The sequence below is a fragment of the Paenibacillus sp. FSL H8-0280 genome, assembly GCF_045040665.1.
Taxonomy (GTDB): domain Bacteria; phylum Bacillota; class Bacilli; order Paenibacillales; family Paenibacillaceae; genus Paenibacillus; species Paenibacillus xylanexedens_A.
In genome coordinates this window covers 4,958,367-4,975,598 of sequence record NZ_CP150296.1, presented here as the reverse complement: position 1 = coordinate 4,975,598, position 17,232 = coordinate 4,958,367, and the positions used below count along the sequence as shown (strand labels likewise).

Sequence of the window (17,232 nt, the reverse complement as noted above, 5' to 3'; positions counted from 1 at the left end):
ACAGACGGTTCAGGTTCAGACACAGCGTATGGGGAAAAGAGAGTCTCTGATTCATAGTAAATCCGGGTTTGCTTTACTGATTGCAGCTTTAATCATGATTACGCTTATATCCGTAGGTATTGCAGTTTCCATTGGACAGGTTCGTATTCCACTGGCGGAGTCATATCGTATTCTTTTATACAAATTAACGGGATTTCAGTGGGGGACAACACCCATTGAGGCAGGTTCTTTTACCGATATTATCTGGCAGATTCGTTTCCCGCGTGTGCTGATGGCGATGTTTATCGGTGCAGGCTTGGCCTTGTGCGGTGCTGTTATGCAGGCTGCTGTGCAGAATCCGCTGGCTGATCCTTACATACTAGGTATATCCTCAGGCGCTTCGCTTGGAGCAACCTTTGCAATTCTTATTGGATTCGGTGCGATTGGGTGGCTAGGTCAGACGGGGGTGGCTTTCTGGGCCTTTGCCGGTGCGATGGGTGCGTCCTTACTGGTCCTGACTTTGGCAGGGATTCGGGGGAAAATGACGTCGGTCAAGCTGGTGCTTGCCGGAATGGTGATTAACGCGTTATGTAGCGCTTTTTCGAACTTTATTATTTATTTTGCCAACAATGCTGAAGGCATCAAAACGGTGACGTTCTGGACCATGGGTAGCCTCGCGGCATCCGGATGGAACAAGCTTCCGCTGGTGGGTATCGTTGTGCTGGTGGCGATTCTCTTCTTCCTGTTGCAGTCCAGAGTTCTCAATACGATGTTATTGGGGGATGAAGCAGCCGTTACACTGGGTATTAACCTGAGTGTGTACCGCAGGGTGTTCATGCTGTTAACCGCTTTGGTGACAGGCGTCATGGTGGCGAGCTGTGGCATGATTGGTTTCGTGGGACTCATTATTCCGCATATTGTGAGAGGTCTGGTGGGTTCAGACCATCGTAAGGTGATGCCTGTATCCGTGTTGTTTGGAGCCATTTTCCTCATCTGGACGGATGTTATCGCACGATCCCTCATATCCAGCGTGGAGTTACCGATCGGGATTATTACGGCCATGATTGGTGCGCCGATGTTTATGTATATGCTGGTCAAAAAAGGCTACGGTTTTGGAGGAAATTAAACATGAAACTGAACGTAGAAAATGTATCCATCTCTGTACAGAACACGGACATCATCAAGGATATTTCATTACAGGTGAACGGTAAACAGTTCGTTGGACTGATCGGACCCAATGGTTGTGGCAAGTCAACGCTGCTCAAGAGCATCTATAAAGTAATCAAACCGCAACAAGGTAAGGTTTTTCTGGACAATACCGATATTCTCAAATCCAGTCCAAAGCTTGTTTCCAGACACATGGGCGTTGTTGGTCAGTTTAATGAATTGAGTTTTGATTTTACGGTGCGTGAGATGGTCATGATGGGCCGTACCCCGCACAAAAAAATGCTGGAGACGGATAATGAACGGGATCACGAAATCGTCGAGCAGGCTTTGGAAAAAGTACATCTGACTGGACATGCAGACCGCAATTACGTGTCTCTGTCTGGTGGAGAGAAACAGCGTGTCGTATTGGCGCGTGTCCTGGCACAGCAACCTCAATTCCTGATCCTGGACGAGCCGACGAACCATTTGGACATCAAATACCAGCTTCAGATTCTAAATATTGTCCGTGGACTCGGTATTGGCATATTAGCAGCGCTGCATGATCTCGAACTCGCCGCAGAATATTGCGATTATCTCTATGTGGTGAAAAAGGGCCAGATTGTGGTCCATGGCAAACCGGCTGATATTCTGACTCGCGAGATGATTGGTGAGGTATTTGATGTCGATTGTGAAATTTATACAAATCCAGTAACGGGCGGCCTGGGCATCGCTTATCTGAGTACACGTTGATTGGGACTATATCTTTGTTGGGATGACGTGGAGAAATCTTCGAAATAATCAATTGAAGTGAACATAGACCGTACCTGTTGAAGCGATGTTGTTGGTGCTCACAGGGCCGGTCTTTTGTTTTTTAGGTGGGGGTAGGAATCAACTATTGAAGTTTAGGATCAACGGGATGAGCATGAGCACCTTTACTGACTTCTTGGAAAATATCGGAGGAGTTATCTCTATGCGTTGAAGACTTGCTGCTGTTATCTTGTTGGGAGTGTTCTCCCGTTGCTGGGCTACTACCTGTAATTGCATAACTTCGTAGGATCTCTTCCAGATCTCCAATCGTCACGGGACGAGCATGTCGTTTCAGGACATAACCAAGTTGACCATTGGGTTCCACCGTCGCCGTCTCCAGATCGTCTACACTTGTAATTCCGTGCTGTCGCATATGCATCTCAAGCTGATCCATCGTATAACGCATACGTTTCAGATTCGGGATAATGACCTTTCCGTCCTCTACCACAATTTTGGAACTGCCACTCATTAACCGTTCAAAAATATTAAATTTCAATTGCAGTTGTTCCACTACAAGCAATGTCAAAATGAAGACCGATGCTGATCCAATCGCTTTGCCAAGCTCATGATTTGCGATGGGTTGTACAATCGTTGTTCCGATGGAGATCATGATGACCGTTGTGGCGACACTCATCTGAGAGATCGACTTGCGTCCTGCAATTCGCAGCAGAATCATGCCGATAAGTACAAGTAAAACAGACTTCCATATCCAGTCCATACGTATATTCCTTTCTATTTCAGTATGCGCTTTGCTTCTTAGGCTGTTCTGGAGTTGGAGGAATTATGCAGTTGGCCAAATCCATAGCTTTCATTCCGCCCACCAGATCGTTTACAATAGGGTATTGATGAAGTGAACAAAGGAGCGGGTTACAGTGGCAAAACAGAAATACTATGTTGTCTGGGAAGGCAAGAAGCCTGGTGTGTATAACACATGGGCGGAATGCAAAGCGCAGACAGATCATTATACTGGAGCAAAATATAAATCCTATGAGTCCAAAGCAGCCGCAGAAGAAGCGTATCGTGCTGGATGGAAAGGGAACTGGGGTTCAAGTGCAGGCGGAGCGTCGAAGACGAAGTCGGCTAGTAGCGGAAGAAGTGCAGGCATGGAAACGTCGGAGGAAGTGGATTACGACAGCATCTCTGTTGATGTGGGCACACGTGGTAACCCCGGACCTGTAGAATACAAAGGGGTAGACACCCGTACAGGTGAGATTATTTTCTCCGTCGGACCGATCTCCAAAGGCACGAACAATCTGGGCGAATTTTTGGCCATTGTACATGCCCTCGCACATCTGAAGAAAGAAGGCAGTACCAAAACGGTCTATACCGACTCGGTCAATGCCATGAAATGGCTAAAGCAGAAAAAAGTAGCCACAACGTTACCAAGAGACAACTCCACGGAAGAGATCTGGTTGATGATTGATCGTGCGGAGCAGTGGCTCCAGACGAATACGTACAGCAATAAAGTGCTAAAATGGCAGACCAAGCAGTGGGGCGAAATCAAGGCAGATTACGGCCGGAAGTAGGTATTTATCCGTATCAATTTCATAATACCTTTCGCTGCTTTAATCAAGGCTAGATATAGATCAAAGCGGTTTAATTTGTCTATATCTAGTTACAAAAATCCATTTTCAGTGAGTTATGAAATTGATTTTTCCAAAGGATGCCTCCTTTATTTCTGGTCTATTAGAATCGTTATTTACAATTTCCAGTTTCCGCTCTATAATCATCTGAATATGATTAGTTAAACATATGGAGGAGCCTGTCATCTGCAGGCCCTCTTTATCTTTTTGGTCCACTGATTAGCAAGTCCATTCAATAGAATGGGGTATTTGAGTATATATTGCAGGAGGCAGACATGAGTTCCATTTATAGAAGTGAAGAAGGCAAGAGCAGCATACTTGAAGAGTATGAGATTTATTTGAACGAGTTGGGTGAGAAATTTACTCGGGAGTATGTAGAGACGCGTTTTGGCAAGACGCATGTTTTACTGACGGGTCCTCTAGATGGCAAGCCGTTATTTATTCTCCAAGGCGGTAATTGTGTGAATCCGATGACGTTGTCATGGTTCTCTTCTTTATTTAAAGAATACCGGATTATTGCTCCTGATACGATTGGTCATCCTGGTTATAGTGAGGAAGCGAGTATCTCGACACGGTTTGATAGCTTGGCATTATGGGTATCGGATCTGTTAGATCACTATGATATTGAAAAGAGTGCATTTATCGGTCCATCGTTTGGAGGAGGCATTATCCTCAGACTGGCTACCTATATTCCAGAACGCATCTCGTGTGCCGTATTGGTTGCTCCTGCGGGTCTTGCGGTCAATTCCAAAATTAAAACAGCTCAGGATATCACGCTGCCACTCGTCAAGTATCGTATGACGTCTTCACCATCTTCTTTGCAAAAAATTACGGACAACATGTCGTGCAACTGCATGAAAGAAATGGATAAAAACATTATCGGCAAACTTTTTAAATACGTCAGCATAGATCAGGATCTGCCCAAGCTTACGGAGCGGGAAGAACTGGTGAATTATACGTCACCAACCTTGTTATTGGTAGGGGAGAAGGATGTCTTTTTCCCAGCGGATAAGTGTATTGAGCGAGCTCAAAAGATTATTACGAATGTAGAAGCCATCAAGTATGATACAGGACATTTTCCTTCACAGGACGTATTGGTTCAGATGAACGAGGAAATCGGGCGATTTTTACAGAAGAATTATTAATAAAAGCTGTAAATGAAGGATGAGAAATGTTTTTCTCCAGTTTAATAAAGTAATTACACCCATCTGTCGATACTCTATATAAGAGAATGCTTTTCTTCTATAGAATAGTGTGGATAGGGATTAGCAGTAGATCGTGGAAGGCCTGATATCATTAATATTTAAATATTTCGCGTTAAGGTGTTTCAAGTTGCATCATTTGGTTTATATGTATAGTTGGCGATGAATTGCTGACTGGTTGAACCAAATGATGCATTTACGCGGAAAGTCTTCCGATCGACAAGGTTGAAAAGAGGTCTGTTATGAGAAAAGACAATTGTAAAATGGCATTGCAGCGCAATGTGATTATAAATGATACATATCAGGTAAGACAGGTATTAGCCTGCAGTGAGTTGGCTATTGTATATGCAGGGCGAGATCGTAACACAGGTGCCAAAGTAGCCATTAAGGAATTTTACCCACAGAGAATGGCTGAACGGCAGGCAGACAAGCGAGGGGTGTTCTGCTCTTCACGAGGATACGGTGGGCAATATCAGGAGTTACTGGCTGCATTTCTGCTCGAAGGTGAACTGTTATCGAAGCTGGATCATCCTCATATTGTTTCGTATTTGGATCATTTTGAAGCGAATGGTACGGGGTATCTGGTTATGGAATACTGCACGGGAATCACATTGACCGAGTATTTGAATGAACATAATCATGCTCTCGATGCTGCCTTCATAACGGAGACGCTGCTTCCACTGGTGGATACATTGGATTACATACATAAGCAAGGCATTCTTCACCGGGATGTGAAACCTTCCAACATTATGGTTATGGAGGATGGTACACCCAAACTTCTGGACTTTGGCTCAGCTACCCGTTGGCCTATGCAATCCGGAGAGAAACAGGTGATATTTACATCGGCAGGTTATTCTCCGCTAGAGTTTTATTCAGAGAAATCCAGTCAGGGACCGATGTCGGATATCTATAGTTTGGCAGCTCTGCTCCATTATTGGACATGTGGGCAACCCCCTATGGACGTGAAACAACGGTTGTTCCAGGATGAATTGCCATCTGTTCGCTCACATAATGAGTATGTGAATCCTTGGCTTGCTCGTGTTATTCATTGGGGGTTGACGGTTCGTTCTGAGAAACGCTGTGCTTCCTTAGCTTGGGTCAGAAGCTCGCTGCGAGTTCAAGCCTGGGTATGGAAAGTGCGCAAGCCAGGTACAGTGGAATGGTCTTTGGCCGAGAATGAGCATACGCAGGTCTATGAAGTGGAGTCGAAAAAGCAACATGAGACGGCGTAAGCAGTTATGACCTATGTTAAAGTAGATACGCTTAAATGAAAGCATAACCGTTAAATAGGTGTAAAATATAAACAAGCCAGTTCTTACCCTTACATATGGGGCGAACTGGCTTGTTTCTTTTATAGCTTATAGAATACCTTATCGTTTACCAATCGGTTCGAGATATACGTTAAAAAAGCTCACATGTTTCGTTCATTTTAGAACAATGGTGTGAGCTTTTTTGCGTTTTTTATAAAGATTTTAAATTGAATCCAATCAAAAAATAACAAAAAAAGTAATTTATTTTTGAAAAAACTCTTCATTTTCGAAAGTGATTTTAGGTCTAAAGAAACTTGTTTATCAAATTCAGTTGTGAATAAAAGAATAGAATCCTGAATTCGTTAAATAAAGCCACTAAATTAGATAATTCGGTCTATTTATATGTAAATTTTTCTGAAGGGTAACAGAGTGATTCATCTATTTACATACTCAATTACCCCAATTTACATCCCCTACGCTGCGGAATACGATAAGCCTAATCTGATCGTAAATCGCAGGAGGTATAAAATGAAACGAAAATCAACCCGATGGTTATCCGGTTTAGTAGCAGCAGGAGTCATGTTGTCTTCCATGTTCTCCTTACATGCTTACGCAGCACCTTCTTATGGTCCCCTACAGCAGAGTGAAAGCGCTAAGTCTATTCTTCAATCACTGACGCCAGAAGAAAGACAAGCTTTGAACCAGCTTCAAGTCATGGATGGTGAAGTGATCGACTCCAAGGTGAATACCAAAAGTAATGATTTGGTCCAAGTGATCATCCAATTCAAAAGCGAACCGGCTGCCGTTGCATTGAAACGGGCTAGACTAGTCAATGAGAAGTTGTCAGAGCTTACGGCCGCAAGCAGAGTAAAACAAAATCATCAGCAATTCAAGCAGCACATTAAGTCATTGCAGCAGAAGAGAGGGCTATCTTATGATGCAGCCTCGATCCAAATCACTCAGGAGTATGAAACCGCACTAAATGGTGTTGCGTTAACAGTCCCTGGCGTAGCCGTAGAAGATTTGATGAAATCCGGAGTTGTGAAGAAAGTATGGGCTGACCAGGAAGTGGTACTTGATCTGCCAGAGACAGACACATCAAGTGAATTTGCATCTGCATCCGGAATGCAACCTCGAATGGCTGATAGTGTGCCATATCTTGGCATAGACAACCTTCATGAAGAGGGCATCACTGGTAAGGGAATCAAAGTGGGTGTACTGGACACCGGAATTGATTATAATCATCCAGATTTAACAGGGGCGTATAAAGGGTATCGCGCTCATGCGGGTGAGGATCCAAAGCAAGTAGATCCAACGACAGTTAAAGGATGGGACTTTGTTGATAACGATGCTGACCCGATGGAGACGACCTATAAAGATTGGGAAAACTCGGGCTATAAGGAGCAAGGTGTATTAGCAGAAGATTATTATACTTCCCATGGAACACACGTATCGGGAACCATCGCTGGGCAGGCCAAAAATGACGTGGGGTATGCTGTAAAAGGTGTTGCTCCAGACGTAGACTTATATGTGTACCGTGTACTTGGCCCTGGTGGAAGTGGTGAGATGAGCGGCATTATTGCCGGAATTGACAAGGCCATTGAAGATGAACTTGATGTTATCAATCTATCCTTAGGGGCCGCCACGAATGATCCGCTGGATCCTTCTTCAATTGCACTGAATAATGCCATGCTGCAAGGCGTGGTGAGTATGGTTGCGGCAGGTAATGATGGACCCAATGAAGGAACTTTAGGTACACCGGGAGCGAGCGCGCTGGCCATTACGATTGGTGCTTCCGATGTTCCGTTAACTATACCTACGGCTACCGTGACTCTGGATGTGTATAACAATCCAGATGGGGGAGAGGCAGAGGAAACACCTGTAATGGATGAAGGAACATCCGCAGAGGAAGAAGCACCTGCTGAGGGTGAGGAAACATCTGTAGTAGAAGAGGAAGCGCCAGAGGAAGAAGAAGTGCCACCAACAGCAGATGTAGAAACTCCACTATCAGTAGAAGATTCACCTGATGCAGAAGTAGAAGCACCACCAGCAGCAGAAGAAACACCTGTAGTAGAAGAGGAAGCGCCAGCAGAAGAAGATGAAACACCTGTAGCAGGAGAAGAAGCGCCAACGCAAGAAACACCTGCTGCAACTTATACTGAGGTGTTACCTTTGTTTGGTAAAGATTTTACTGACGATCTGACCACACTTGAAGGCAAAACCTACGAACTTGTGTATGCAGGGCTTGGTAATGCTTTTGATTTTGAAGGTATTGATGTACAAGGCAAAGTGGCCCTAATCGCTCGGGGAGATATTGCACTCGATGCCAAGATTGTCAACGCAAGAAAAGCAGGGGCGGCAGCAGCAATTATATATAATAATGTTGAAGGAGCAATCCCTAATTATTTGGGTGAAATGAACGGATATATTCCTACATTCCAAATGATGAGAGAGCTTGGAGAAAAATTAAAAGAGTTAAACGGTGTGACAGTCACCTTTGGCGCAGCAGGCAAAACCGTTACGGAAGGGAATAAACTGGCCGATTTCAGTTCCCGAGGTCCAGCCGCCGTGAATGATGATATTAAACCCGATATCGTAGCTCCGGGCGTAGCTGTTTTTTCAACCTATCCTGTATTTGTGAATGATCATACGGGTGAGAATTATAATATTGCCTATGCACGAATTTCGGGTACTTCCATGGCAACCCCGCATATGGCAGGTATTGCTGCACTTATGCTTCAGGCACATGAAGAATATACACCTTTTGATGTGAAGACTGCTCTTATGAATACAGCTGTCGATCTGGAAGGGAATTATTCCGTGTATGAAGTAGGTGCAGGCCGAGTAGATCCTTACCGGGCAGTCCACACATCCGTATTTGCCAAAGTTCAGGATAAAACGATTCACTTCTCGAATGACGAATCCATCCTGATTGATGAAATTACAGGTTCCATCGTATTTGATAGTGCATATTTGGAAGAAAACGACCAGGGAATCGTATCTGACAGCCGAACAGTTAAGATCGAGAATAAAGGGGACGGTGCCAAAACGTATAACACTTCCATGAAGCTGTTAAACGATATGAACTTAAATGTTCATCTGCCAGAATCCATTACTGTAAGTGGCGGAAGTACGGAAGAGATGACTGTTTCAGTGGATATACCACAGGACACGCCGAGCGGCCGTTATGAAGGATATGTATATCTGGATACGGAAAATGCGGCGGATCATATTCAGATCCCATTCTCCATCCGTATTAGCGAAAAGGGGATTACTACGGTGGAGATGATTCCACCATCCGTTACAAACGATACCCCATTCCATCAGTTCCTGAACCGGATGACACTGAGTGCCATTCAATTGGGCAGTCCCATTGATTCTGTGGATGTATTGCTGAAGGATCGCGAAACTGGCGAGGAAATTGGGTTTGTAGGTACCTTGAATTCGCAGTCCATGCTTCCGGGAGTGGAATATCTGATCCTGAATGTGTTTAGAGGTTATGCATTTCCGATTGAAAACGGGGAGATTTCCAACGTTGCACGATTTGTCCCTGAGGGCAGTTACACACTTGAATTCATCGGGACTGACTCGGACTCTCAGCAGTATTCATACGAAAGATTGGTAGTTGTGGATAATACAGCCCCAGAGATTGATTTGGGAATAGAGCCTGGGGTATACGAGCTCAATGATAGTATGCTCACGGAAAGGGAGGGTGGACAAGGCGTTTGGTATGATGGCACAGCTATCGATTCAACAGTCCAAACCTTTGTTGATAATGGGATTACGGCTTATGATCAATCCTCCAATCGTGTCATTTTCTACGAGAATGGCAGTCCCTTCTATTCCGGTGATTTGCCTGTTTCCAAAGAAGGAAACATATCATTTGGTATTACCAAAGAAGAATATGACAATGGTTACGAACTTCGACTCTTTGGAATGGATGTGGGTACAGCGGCAAATGCCGTTAAGGACCATCGCTATGGGTTTATTTCCGAAGGCAAACCTTATCTGACCAGCACATATGACAAAGACGAAGTGCGTAAAGGAGATACGATTACCCAGACCATTCAATTGAACAATGTGGAGAAGTTAAACGGTATTTCGTTTACCCTGGAATCGATGTATGACTACAAACAATTTAACCGGATTGAACCAACGCCTGAGCTGAAGGCATTACTGGATGACACAGGTGCTGAAGTGAAATTCAGTGAACCTGTAGTGGACCAAAGAGAAATCAGCTTTGAGGCATCCATCTCAGGGGGGGCCTTTGAAGGAATCACAGGGGATCTTGATTTGTTCCAGGTTGTCTTTGATGTACCCAAGGATGAATTCTATTTTAAGAAAAGCGACGTACCATTTCTTGAAGTGAAATACACGACGGTTGGCATGAAAGAGAACGAAGAGAAATTGGCATTAGCCGCGTTTAACACAGACAGCTATGAAGTAATCTCCAAATCTTCAAGAACATATGGTTTTGTACGTCCGGAAGCTTTTATGGTCGATGGAGAGTATCTGGATTTTGAAAATGACTATTCGGCAATGGGCATTGAAGTTTATGCCGAGACGGCTTCCGGTGAGAAATATGAGGGGACTGTGCAAAATTATGGTGAGTTCCTGATCGATGGGATTCCGGCAACAGGAGAAATGACGACCATCTACACACGAGTTCCGGGTCATTTACCTTCCAAGCTGGCAGTGGTTCTGAGCAAGACGATTGATGGCGAATATTATGGCATCAATCAACTGAATTCGTCCGACTTTACGTATGCAGGAGATATTAATGGGGATGGAGTCATCGATATCTATGACATGGAGCTTGTAACGAAACATTATCATACTACGGATGAGATCGCCGATATTGACCAGGATGGCTCTGTAGGAGACGCCGAAGTGAGTTATATTACGAATAACTTTGGAATGACTGCTAACTATTCTACCAAGAAGCCTGTTTTGCAAATTGGGGACAAAGACTTAGGGTACTTCCTCAATAAAATTCAGGAAATGAACAATGGTGGTTCTGGTAATAATGGGGGTGGTTCGGGAAATAGCGGTGGCGGCGGATCTTCTACGACCCCTGCACCTGTCCCAACACCTGCACCAACCACAGACCCAGATCCAAGCCAAAATCAGGTTATTACAGAAAAAGAATTGAAAGCTGTGACAAACGGTACCGCAAATGTGGATATTACAGTTGGTAAGAAAATTGAGTTTCCTGTTAATGCGGGGGATTTGTTGGGGGCGAATTCACTCACAATTTCTCAGCAAGGTGTATTATCGCTCACCATTCCATCTAGCGTATTGAAAGAACTGCAAACCAAAGGAGGTTCTGGTGCTGCTGGTGGCAAGATCATTTTGGATATAATGAAACAAGATGTGAAAGCACCAGAAACAAAACAAGGTCTCACATGGACAACCGCAGGTGCTGCTTATGACGTTGAACTGTATCTCCAGGTTTCCAGTGAGAAATTATCTCTGTCCTCGCTTCCTGAAGATGTTACGCTGACACTCTTTTACGACAGAAGGTTAAACAGTGATCTGATTGGAATGTATCATGAACATTCATCTGCGGATCAATGGGATTACGTAGGTGGGATCGTTAATGAAGAGAAGGGTACCGTTACTTCCCAATTGTCTGATATGAGCACGTATGCACCGTTCGTTTACGATAAATCCTTCGAAGACGTGGCACCAACGCATTGGGCAAGTGAAGCAATCAAGTCTCTTTCGGCGAAACATGTGCTGACAGGCAAAACAGAGACTGCGTTTAATCCACAAGGTCAAACGACTCGTGCCGAATTTGCCGCTTTAATCGTGAGAACCCTTGGTTTAGAGGTGAAAGGTAACGAATTGCCATTTGGTGATGTGAGTAAGAATGCCTGGTATGCAGACAGTGTGGCTGCGGCATATCAAGCAGGTTTGGTTCAGGGAATAGCGAATGATAAGTTTGCTCCGACCCAAACCATTTCACGTGAAGAAATGGCAGTGCTCATGATGAGAGCATACGAATATCAATCCCAATCAAACGATACCCAGTCGGCTGTTGCCGGTTATACGGATGAAGCAAACATTGCATCTTGGGCAAAAGAAGCTGTGGCGAAAGCTTCCGAGCTTGGTGTAATGAACGGTTCTACTGGTGGGCAATTCAAACCGAAAAATAGTGCTACACGTGCCGAAACAGCCCAAACGGTTCACAATTTACTTTCGTTGCTGAAATAAGAAGTACAAGGATAAGAGGTTCCTCTAACATTAGAGGGGCCTCTTATTTTTTTGTTATTTTACCTAGTTAAGCTCCTGAAATTCTCTTCCCAAGTATGTCAGACTCCAATATATAACTGGCAGAGTCCATATTCGAACCCTATAATTAGGAATAAAATGATGGATTAAAACGAGGTGTAGTGATGATTGAAGGGAAGATTATTAAATTTTACCGGGAGAAGAATAGACGAACTCAAGGCGAACTGGTGAAGGGAATCTGTTCGGTCACACATCTGAGCAAAATTGAACGGGGAATGACAGAGTATTCACAGGAGATTATGGACATGCTCTGTGATCGACTATGTATTGATATGGCAAGGGAAGTAGCGAGATATCATCAAATGAACGATCTGCTGGATTCATGGCAAGAGGCCATTATTATGCAGAGAACCGCTGAAGCTATTCGTCTCAAAGACAAGTTGGAAGTGGAACCGTTAAAAGGTATACCTGATTTGCGTTTATCCTATGACTTGCTGCGGATCCGATTTTACTTGTTTATGAATAATATCGTTGAAGCCGAGAGACTTATAGCCGAAGTTGAGATTCCGGATGAATCGGAGCATTCATATGAACATTATTTTTATCACCATGTGATGGGGATTTATTATTTCCTTACAGGACATTATAGCAAGTCCATCCAGACGTTAACTTCAATTAATCAGTCCAAATATACGAATCATGAGTACTTCTATCATTTGTCTCTGGCATATCACTCGATATATTCGAATATCACGTCGTACTATTACGCCGAGAAAGCTATTCAGCATTTTCGGAAAACGCTCAATATGGTGCGGATCATTGACACTGAAACCATTATGCTGGTTCAGCTCAATTCCCGTGAGTATCATGATTTTCCTGAGACGAAACGCAGATATGAGAATCTGATTCGGATTAGTGATGATTGTGGGCTCCCTGACCGAAAAGCAAAGCTGTTGAACAATCTGGGTTATGAATATAACCGGCGGAAGCAATATGAGGATGCTGCTTACTGGTACAGACAAGCGCTTGATATCATTCCGGAGAAACAACCGTTATATCTGATGGTACTCAATAATTACATAGAATCGAATAGGCTAGGGAACCTCATTCCTGCAAACAAACTGTTGGACATGTCTCTGGAAGCCTTGCACAATTCTAAACTTTTTTCAGACGCAAGTTATATGGAATTGGAACTCCAGTCTGTCATTTTACAAGGGCAGGAGCAAGCGTATTATGAAATGATAGAGGAGCGAATTCTTCCTTATTATCGTGAACTTGGTTCCCAGTATCTTGCTGAACGTTATGAAGGGATATTGTTTCAATACTATATGGATCATGGTAAAAAGGACAAGGCGCTCAGGCTCGCCAAAAATCGTTTCGAATCACAATTGACTTCACTTATATAAGATTTGAAACGAACACCCCAACTCCGATACAATGTTCTCATAGAGTCTGAGAGAATGGATCAAATACGGTGCAGAAATGGAGAAAACCAATATGACTGATTTTATCAACGCTGACGATATTAATGACGTAATTCTGGCTGCGGCAGCAAACGAGCTGGAGCAGATGGTGGACAAAATGTGTGAGCTGATTGGCACGCCATTGGAACAGACGACAGAACTGGAGCGTCAGGTCATGGCTGCTTTTGGTTTTGGCGCGGTGTATGGCATCACTCATCGGGATCAGCTAGCGGAGCCGCAGGCCCATGCCTTGAGCATTCGGATGCTGATTAAACCTTTTAATTACAGTGAACAGCAGGCGGTTGATTTTGCCGATGATCTGATTCGGGTGGCTTCCGATCGTGAGGTTCATCCGGTGATGAATACGATTATTCATCGCGGGATTGATGGACACCGCCAATTCAATCAGGAAGACGAAGAAGGATTGGAACGTAACATTCAGGAGATTTTAACAGCGGTTCAATCGCAAAAATAGACGGTTTTAGTAGATGTGGGAGATGATTGCATTGGATCTGATGAAATTAAGCAAGGAACTCTCGTACGCTCTGCGACATGCACCATGGGAGTATGAACTGGAACTGGACGAAGAGGGTTGGGTGGAAATCTCGCAATTGCTGGTGGCTTTACATGAAAGTCCGCAGTGGAAGGAAGTCACGCAAGCCGATCTGGAGCAGATGATTCAAACCTCGGAGAAAAAAAGACATGAAATCCGTTCAGGCCGCATCCGGGCATTGTATGGACATTCGACACCCCATAAGATATCAAAGATATCTGCTAAGCCACCGGAAACCCTGTACCATGGGACCCCGGCACGCGCAGTGCATTCTATTATGGAACATGGCTTACAGCCGCGGCAAAGGCAATATGTACATCTGTCCGCAGATATCAATACGGCCAATCAGGTGGGACGAAGACGGGATGATCAGCCTGTCATTTTGAGAATCAATGCTGCTCAAGCGGCCACAGACGGAATCCTCTTTTATCATGGAAACGAAAATATCTGGCTGGCCGATCACATTCCTTCACGTTATATTCTTGAGCAGTGAGCAGTGACTGGTGAGCAATGAGTGAGGAACTGTTGTGGACAGCATAAATGCCCATTTCCAATTGCAGCAGTCGCAATCAACGGGTGAGTGTACGGTCATCCGTTCAACGGGTATATCGTTGTATTGATCGTTAGCTACACCAAAAAAAGGGACGCATCCAACATTTGTTGGTGTGTCCCTTTCTCATATCCAAAACTTACTTGCCTACAATCGCTTTAATCCCTTCGCTAAGTGGCTGAGCCGGACGGCCAAGCAATTTCTCTAATGTATCACTCTCGACAGCCAATGCACCTTCACGAATAGCACTTTGCATATCAACGAGCATCGATACGACAAAGTCCGGTAGACCTGCCCCTTTCATGATGTCAGCGTATGCGGCATCGTCCACGTTTTGCACGTTGATTTCCTGTCCAAGCACTTCACCAACAATGGCAGCCAGTTCAGCTTGCGTGCGTAGTTTGCCGGACAATTCATATACGGTATTCTCATGTCCTTCACCTGCGAGTACAGCTGCAGCAGCATGGGCGTAGTCACTGCGGGTAGCCCAGCCTACTTGGCTGTCATTGGTGGCATGAACCCAAGGTGCGCCTTGCGTAGCTGCTTGTACACTGCCTGCTTCATTTTCCAGGTACCAGTTGTTGCGCAGGAAGGAATACGGAATGCCGGATTCACGAATAGCTTTTTCTGTAGCGCGGTGAACTTCCGCCAGGGAAAGGGTATTTTTCTCTGCATTCACAACGCTTGTATAAGCGATGAAACCCACGCCTGCGTTCTTGGCAGCGTCAATGGCAGCCTGATGTTGGCGAATACGCGTCTCATTGTCACCATCGGTGGAGATGAGCAACAGACGGTCTACACCGGCAAAAGCTTTCTCTAAAGTCTCCGGTTGATCGAAATCACCGTGACGCACGTCAACGCCTTGAGTGCGGAGTGCTTCCGCTTTCTCTGGATTACGTACACTTACTGCCACATCCTTGGCAGAATCTGTTTTTAACAATGCCTCTACAACCAGTGAACCCAAATGACCTGTTGCGCCAGTAACCAAAATTTTCATTTTCTTTTCCTCCTAGGATATGTGTTGTTGGTTGCATATGGATGTAATCAAAAATGTTATAACAGGTGTGATTACAACGAAAGGGTTAAAAAAAGCTCATTATGAGCTTTTTTATTCAGAGACATGAATCTGATCCATCATCTGCTGTATGGTTACACAATTCAAGCGCTGTTCCATGGCTGTCTGAGCCTCAATGAGTTCGGCACGCAAGGTGTGTTCAATCATGTTGCCGACCGGACATTTCGGATTCGGATGTTTGTGAAAGTTAAACAATTCCCCATCCTCCACGACCTCAAGCGCTCGATATACATCAAGAAGGGTAATGTTGGCCGGATCTTTCAACAAGGAAGCACCACCCACACCGGGTCTGACGTCAATCAGACCAGCCTGTTTCAGCTTGGACATAATCCGCCGAATAATCACGGGATTTGTATTCACACTCTGCGCGATCATATCTCCGGTGCATTCATTGGGCATAACAGCGATCAGGGACAGGGTATGAACCGCAATGGAAAAGCGACTGCTGATTTGTCTCATGGGATAATCACCACCGTTGTAACTATAATAGTTACAAAGCGATCGGATGTCAATTCCTTTATATTATATTTTAATGGATAGTTGCTGTTATCCTGTAATCGTAGATGATCAAACAGATGATAATTGAACTATCACCTATGTCAAATAAATGAGTTGTGGTTCTTTTGAAGCGTTAAGAAAGAAGTAGGTTTCAAACCTTTTAATGTAATAATAGGGCTAAATTCCTATTATTTTCAAGTTAAATGGAACTATATGGTTTTCTTGTTTGCGTACAGAAGAAGAAAAATGACAAAAGCTTCGACAAACTAGAAAATTATGTATGAATTGACAAATGTAAAAGCGATTATATAATGTGTTTAACTACAAGATTGTACATTTAGTTACAAATGATTCCAAATAACAAACGGCGGGAGTGGGACAGGCATGTGGTTTTTGGTTCTATGGTTGTTAGGTCTAATTTCAGGGGGAGTACACCTATATGTGTTAGGTTTTCCCGGGGAAATGAGCGAGATTAGCAGAGTGTTACTGCTTCATCAGTTTGTGGTTACGTTTGGATTGGTTGGAGTGATTGGTTATGTTGTCAACATTGCCAGAGCGGATCAGACAGCCAAAATGTTAGGATGGCCTGGTGGACCATTTCAGGTTAAATACGGTTTTTCCCAGGTAGGGCTTGGAGTTATGGGAATTATGGCCATCTGGTTCCAAGGGAACTTTTGGGTTGGTGTATTGGTAACGATGTACATATACGGATTAAGTGGTCTTTGGTCACATACTTATGTCATGATTAAAAATCGCAAGGCAGATGGAGACAGTATCGGGAATCTCATTATGGATGTGGTGTATCAAACGTTTATCACGGTTCTCTCCGTATTGGCTGGTGGAATCTGGGTAATGCACTAAGCTGTAACTGATTTTTTGCCTTACACAGCTT

The 17,232-nt window shown here is 44.2% G+C and carries 13 protein-coding genes; 10 read left to right on the top strand and 3 right to left on the bottom strand.

Features of this window, described 5'->3' with window-relative positions:
• Positions 1-28 precede the first annotated feature (28 nt).
• Positions 29-1,105 carry a FecCD family ABC transporter permease gene (locus tag MHI12_RS21760; RefSeq protein ID WP_405173032.1) on the top strand — a complete coding sequence of 359 codons (1,077 nt, stop codon included), beginning with the start codon at positions 29-31 and terminating at the stop codon, positions 1,103-1,105.
• Positions 1,106-1,107: 2 nt separating this feature from the next.
• Positions 1,108-1,875 carry an ABC transporter ATP-binding protein gene (locus tag MHI12_RS21755; protein ID WP_405170274.1) on the top strand — a complete coding sequence of 256 codons (768 nt, stop codon included), beginning with the start codon at positions 1,108-1,110 and terminating at the stop codon, positions 1,873-1,875.
• Positions 1,876-2,017: 142 nt separating this feature from the next.
• Here MHI12_RS21755 and MHI12_RS21750 read toward each other — a convergent pair whose 3' ends face one another.
• Positions 2,018-2,650 carry a DUF421 domain-containing protein gene (locus MHI12_RS21750; RefSeq protein ID WP_405170273.1) on the bottom strand — a complete coding sequence of 211 codons (633 nt, stop codon included), beginning with the start codon at positions 2,648-2,650 and terminating at the stop codon, positions 2,018-2,020.
• Positions 2,651-2,804: 154 nt separating this feature from the next.
• Here MHI12_RS21750 and rnhA point away from each other — a divergent pair, with 154 nt between their 5' ends.
• From rnhA to MHI12_RS21715, 7 genes are all read left to right on the top strand, one after another.
• Complete coding sequence (gene rnhA, locus MHI12_RS21745) at positions 2,805-3,458, top strand: ribonuclease H (protein WP_341008276.1); 654 nt, start codon at positions 2,805-2,807, stop codon at positions 3,456-3,458.
• 332 nt (positions 3,459-3,790) lie between these two features.
• On the top strand, positions 3,791-4,660 hold the full coding sequence (locus MHI12_RS21740; RefSeq protein WP_341008275.1) for an alpha/beta hydrolase: 870 nt from the start codon (positions 3,791-3,793) through the stop codon (positions 4,658-4,660).
• 299 nt (positions 4,661-4,959) lie between these two features.
• The gene (locus MHI12_RS21735; protein WP_405170272.1) at positions 4,960-5,949 is read left to right on the top strand and encodes a serine/threonine protein kinase; all 990 of its coding nucleotides are present in this window, start codon (positions 4,960-4,962) and stop codon (positions 5,947-5,949) included.
• Positions 5,950-6,495: 546 nt separating this feature from the next.
• On the top strand, positions 6,496-12,183 hold the full coding sequence (locus tag MHI12_RS21730; protein ID WP_405170271.1) for a S8 family serine peptidase: 5,688 nt from the start codon (positions 6,496-6,498) through the stop codon (positions 12,181-12,183).
• 182 nt (positions 12,184-12,365) lie between these two features.
• Complete coding sequence (locus MHI12_RS21725; protein ID WP_405170270.1) at positions 12,366-13,607, top strand: transcriptional regulator; 1,242 nt, start codon at positions 12,366-12,368, stop codon at positions 13,605-13,607.
• 91 nt (positions 13,608-13,698) lie between these two features.
• A complete protein-coding gene (gene imm48 / locus MHI12_RS21720; protein WP_405170269.1) occupies positions 13,699-14,139 on the top strand; it encodes an Imm48 family immunity protein in 441 nt (146 codons plus the stop codon).
• A 31-nt stretch (positions 14,140-14,170) separates the two neighbouring features.
• A complete protein-coding gene (locus tag MHI12_RS21715; protein ID WP_405170268.1) occupies positions 14,171-14,710 on the top strand; it encodes an RNA 2'-phosphotransferase in 540 nt (179 codons plus the stop codon).
• Between the two features lie 196 nt (positions 14,711-14,906).
• Here the strand turns inward: MHI12_RS21715 and MHI12_RS21710 are convergent, their stop codons facing one another.
• Together MHI12_RS21710 and MHI12_RS21705 are read right to left on the bottom strand one after the other, a co-directional pair.
• Positions 14,907-15,764: an SDR family oxidoreductase gene (locus MHI12_RS21710; protein WP_405170267.1), complete on the bottom strand. Its 858-nt coding sequence runs from the start codon at positions 15,762-15,764 to the stop codon at positions 14,907-14,909.
• A gap of 111 nt (positions 15,765-15,875) precedes the next feature.
• Entirely contained in the window at positions 15,876-16,301 is a 426-nt protein-coding gene (locus MHI12_RS21705) for an Rrf2 family transcriptional regulator (RefSeq protein WP_405170266.1), read from the bottom strand.
• Positions 16,302-16,724: 423 nt separating this feature from the next.
• Here MHI12_RS21705 and MHI12_RS21700 point away from each other — a divergent pair, with 423 nt between their 5' ends.
• On the top strand, positions 16,725-17,201 hold the full coding sequence (locus tag MHI12_RS21700; RefSeq protein WP_026080959.1) for a DUF6790 family protein: 477 nt from the start codon (positions 16,725-16,727) through the stop codon (positions 17,199-17,201).
• The last annotated feature ends 31 nt before the right edge of the window (positions 17,202-17,232 follow it).

What these genes read in the sequence shown, in the direction of transcription:
- MHI12_RS21740 (WP_341008275.1), top strand. Translation starts at nt 3,791, where the DNA reads ATGAGTTCCATTTATAGAAGTGAAGAAGGCAAGAGCAGCATACTTGAA.
- MHI12_RS21705 (WP_405170266.1), bottom strand. Translation starts at nt 16,301, where the DNA reads ATGAGACAAATCAGCAGTCGCTTTTCCATTGCGGTTCATACCCTGTCC.
- MHI12_RS21760 (WP_405173032.1), top strand. Translation starts at nt 29, where the DNA reads ATGGGGAAAAGAGAGTCTCTGATTCATAGTAAATCCGGGTTTGCTTTA.
- imm48 (WP_405170269.1), top strand. Translation starts at nt 13,699, where the DNA reads ATGACTGATTTTATCAACGCTGACGATATTAATGACGTAATTCTGGCT.
- MHI12_RS21730 (WP_405170271.1), top strand. Translation starts at nt 6,496, where the DNA reads ATGAAACGAAAATCAACCCGATGGTTATCCGGTTTAGTAGCAGCAGGA.
- MHI12_RS21725 (WP_405170270.1), top strand. Translation starts at nt 12,366, where the DNA reads ATGATTGAAGGGAAGATTATTAAATTTTACCGGGAGAAGAATAGACGA.
- MHI12_RS21735 (WP_405170272.1), top strand. Translation starts at nt 4,960, where the DNA reads ATGAGAAAAGACAATTGTAAAATGGCATTGCAGCGCAATGTGATTATA.
- MHI12_RS21710 (WP_405170267.1), bottom strand. Translation starts at nt 15,764, where the DNA reads ATGAAAATTTTGGTTACTGGCGCAACAGGTCATTTGGGTTCACTGGTT.
- MHI12_RS21750 (WP_405170273.1), bottom strand. Translation starts at nt 2,650, where the DNA reads ATGGACTGGATATGGAAGTCTGTTTTACTTGTACTTATCGGCATGATT.
- MHI12_RS21700 (WP_026080959.1), top strand. Translation starts at nt 16,725, where the DNA reads ATGTGGTTTTTGGTTCTATGGTTGTTAGGTCTAATTTCAGGGGGAGTA.
- MHI12_RS21755 (WP_405170274.1), top strand. Translation starts at nt 1,108, where the DNA reads ATGAAACTGAACGTAGAAAATGTATCCATCTCTGTACAGAACACGGAC.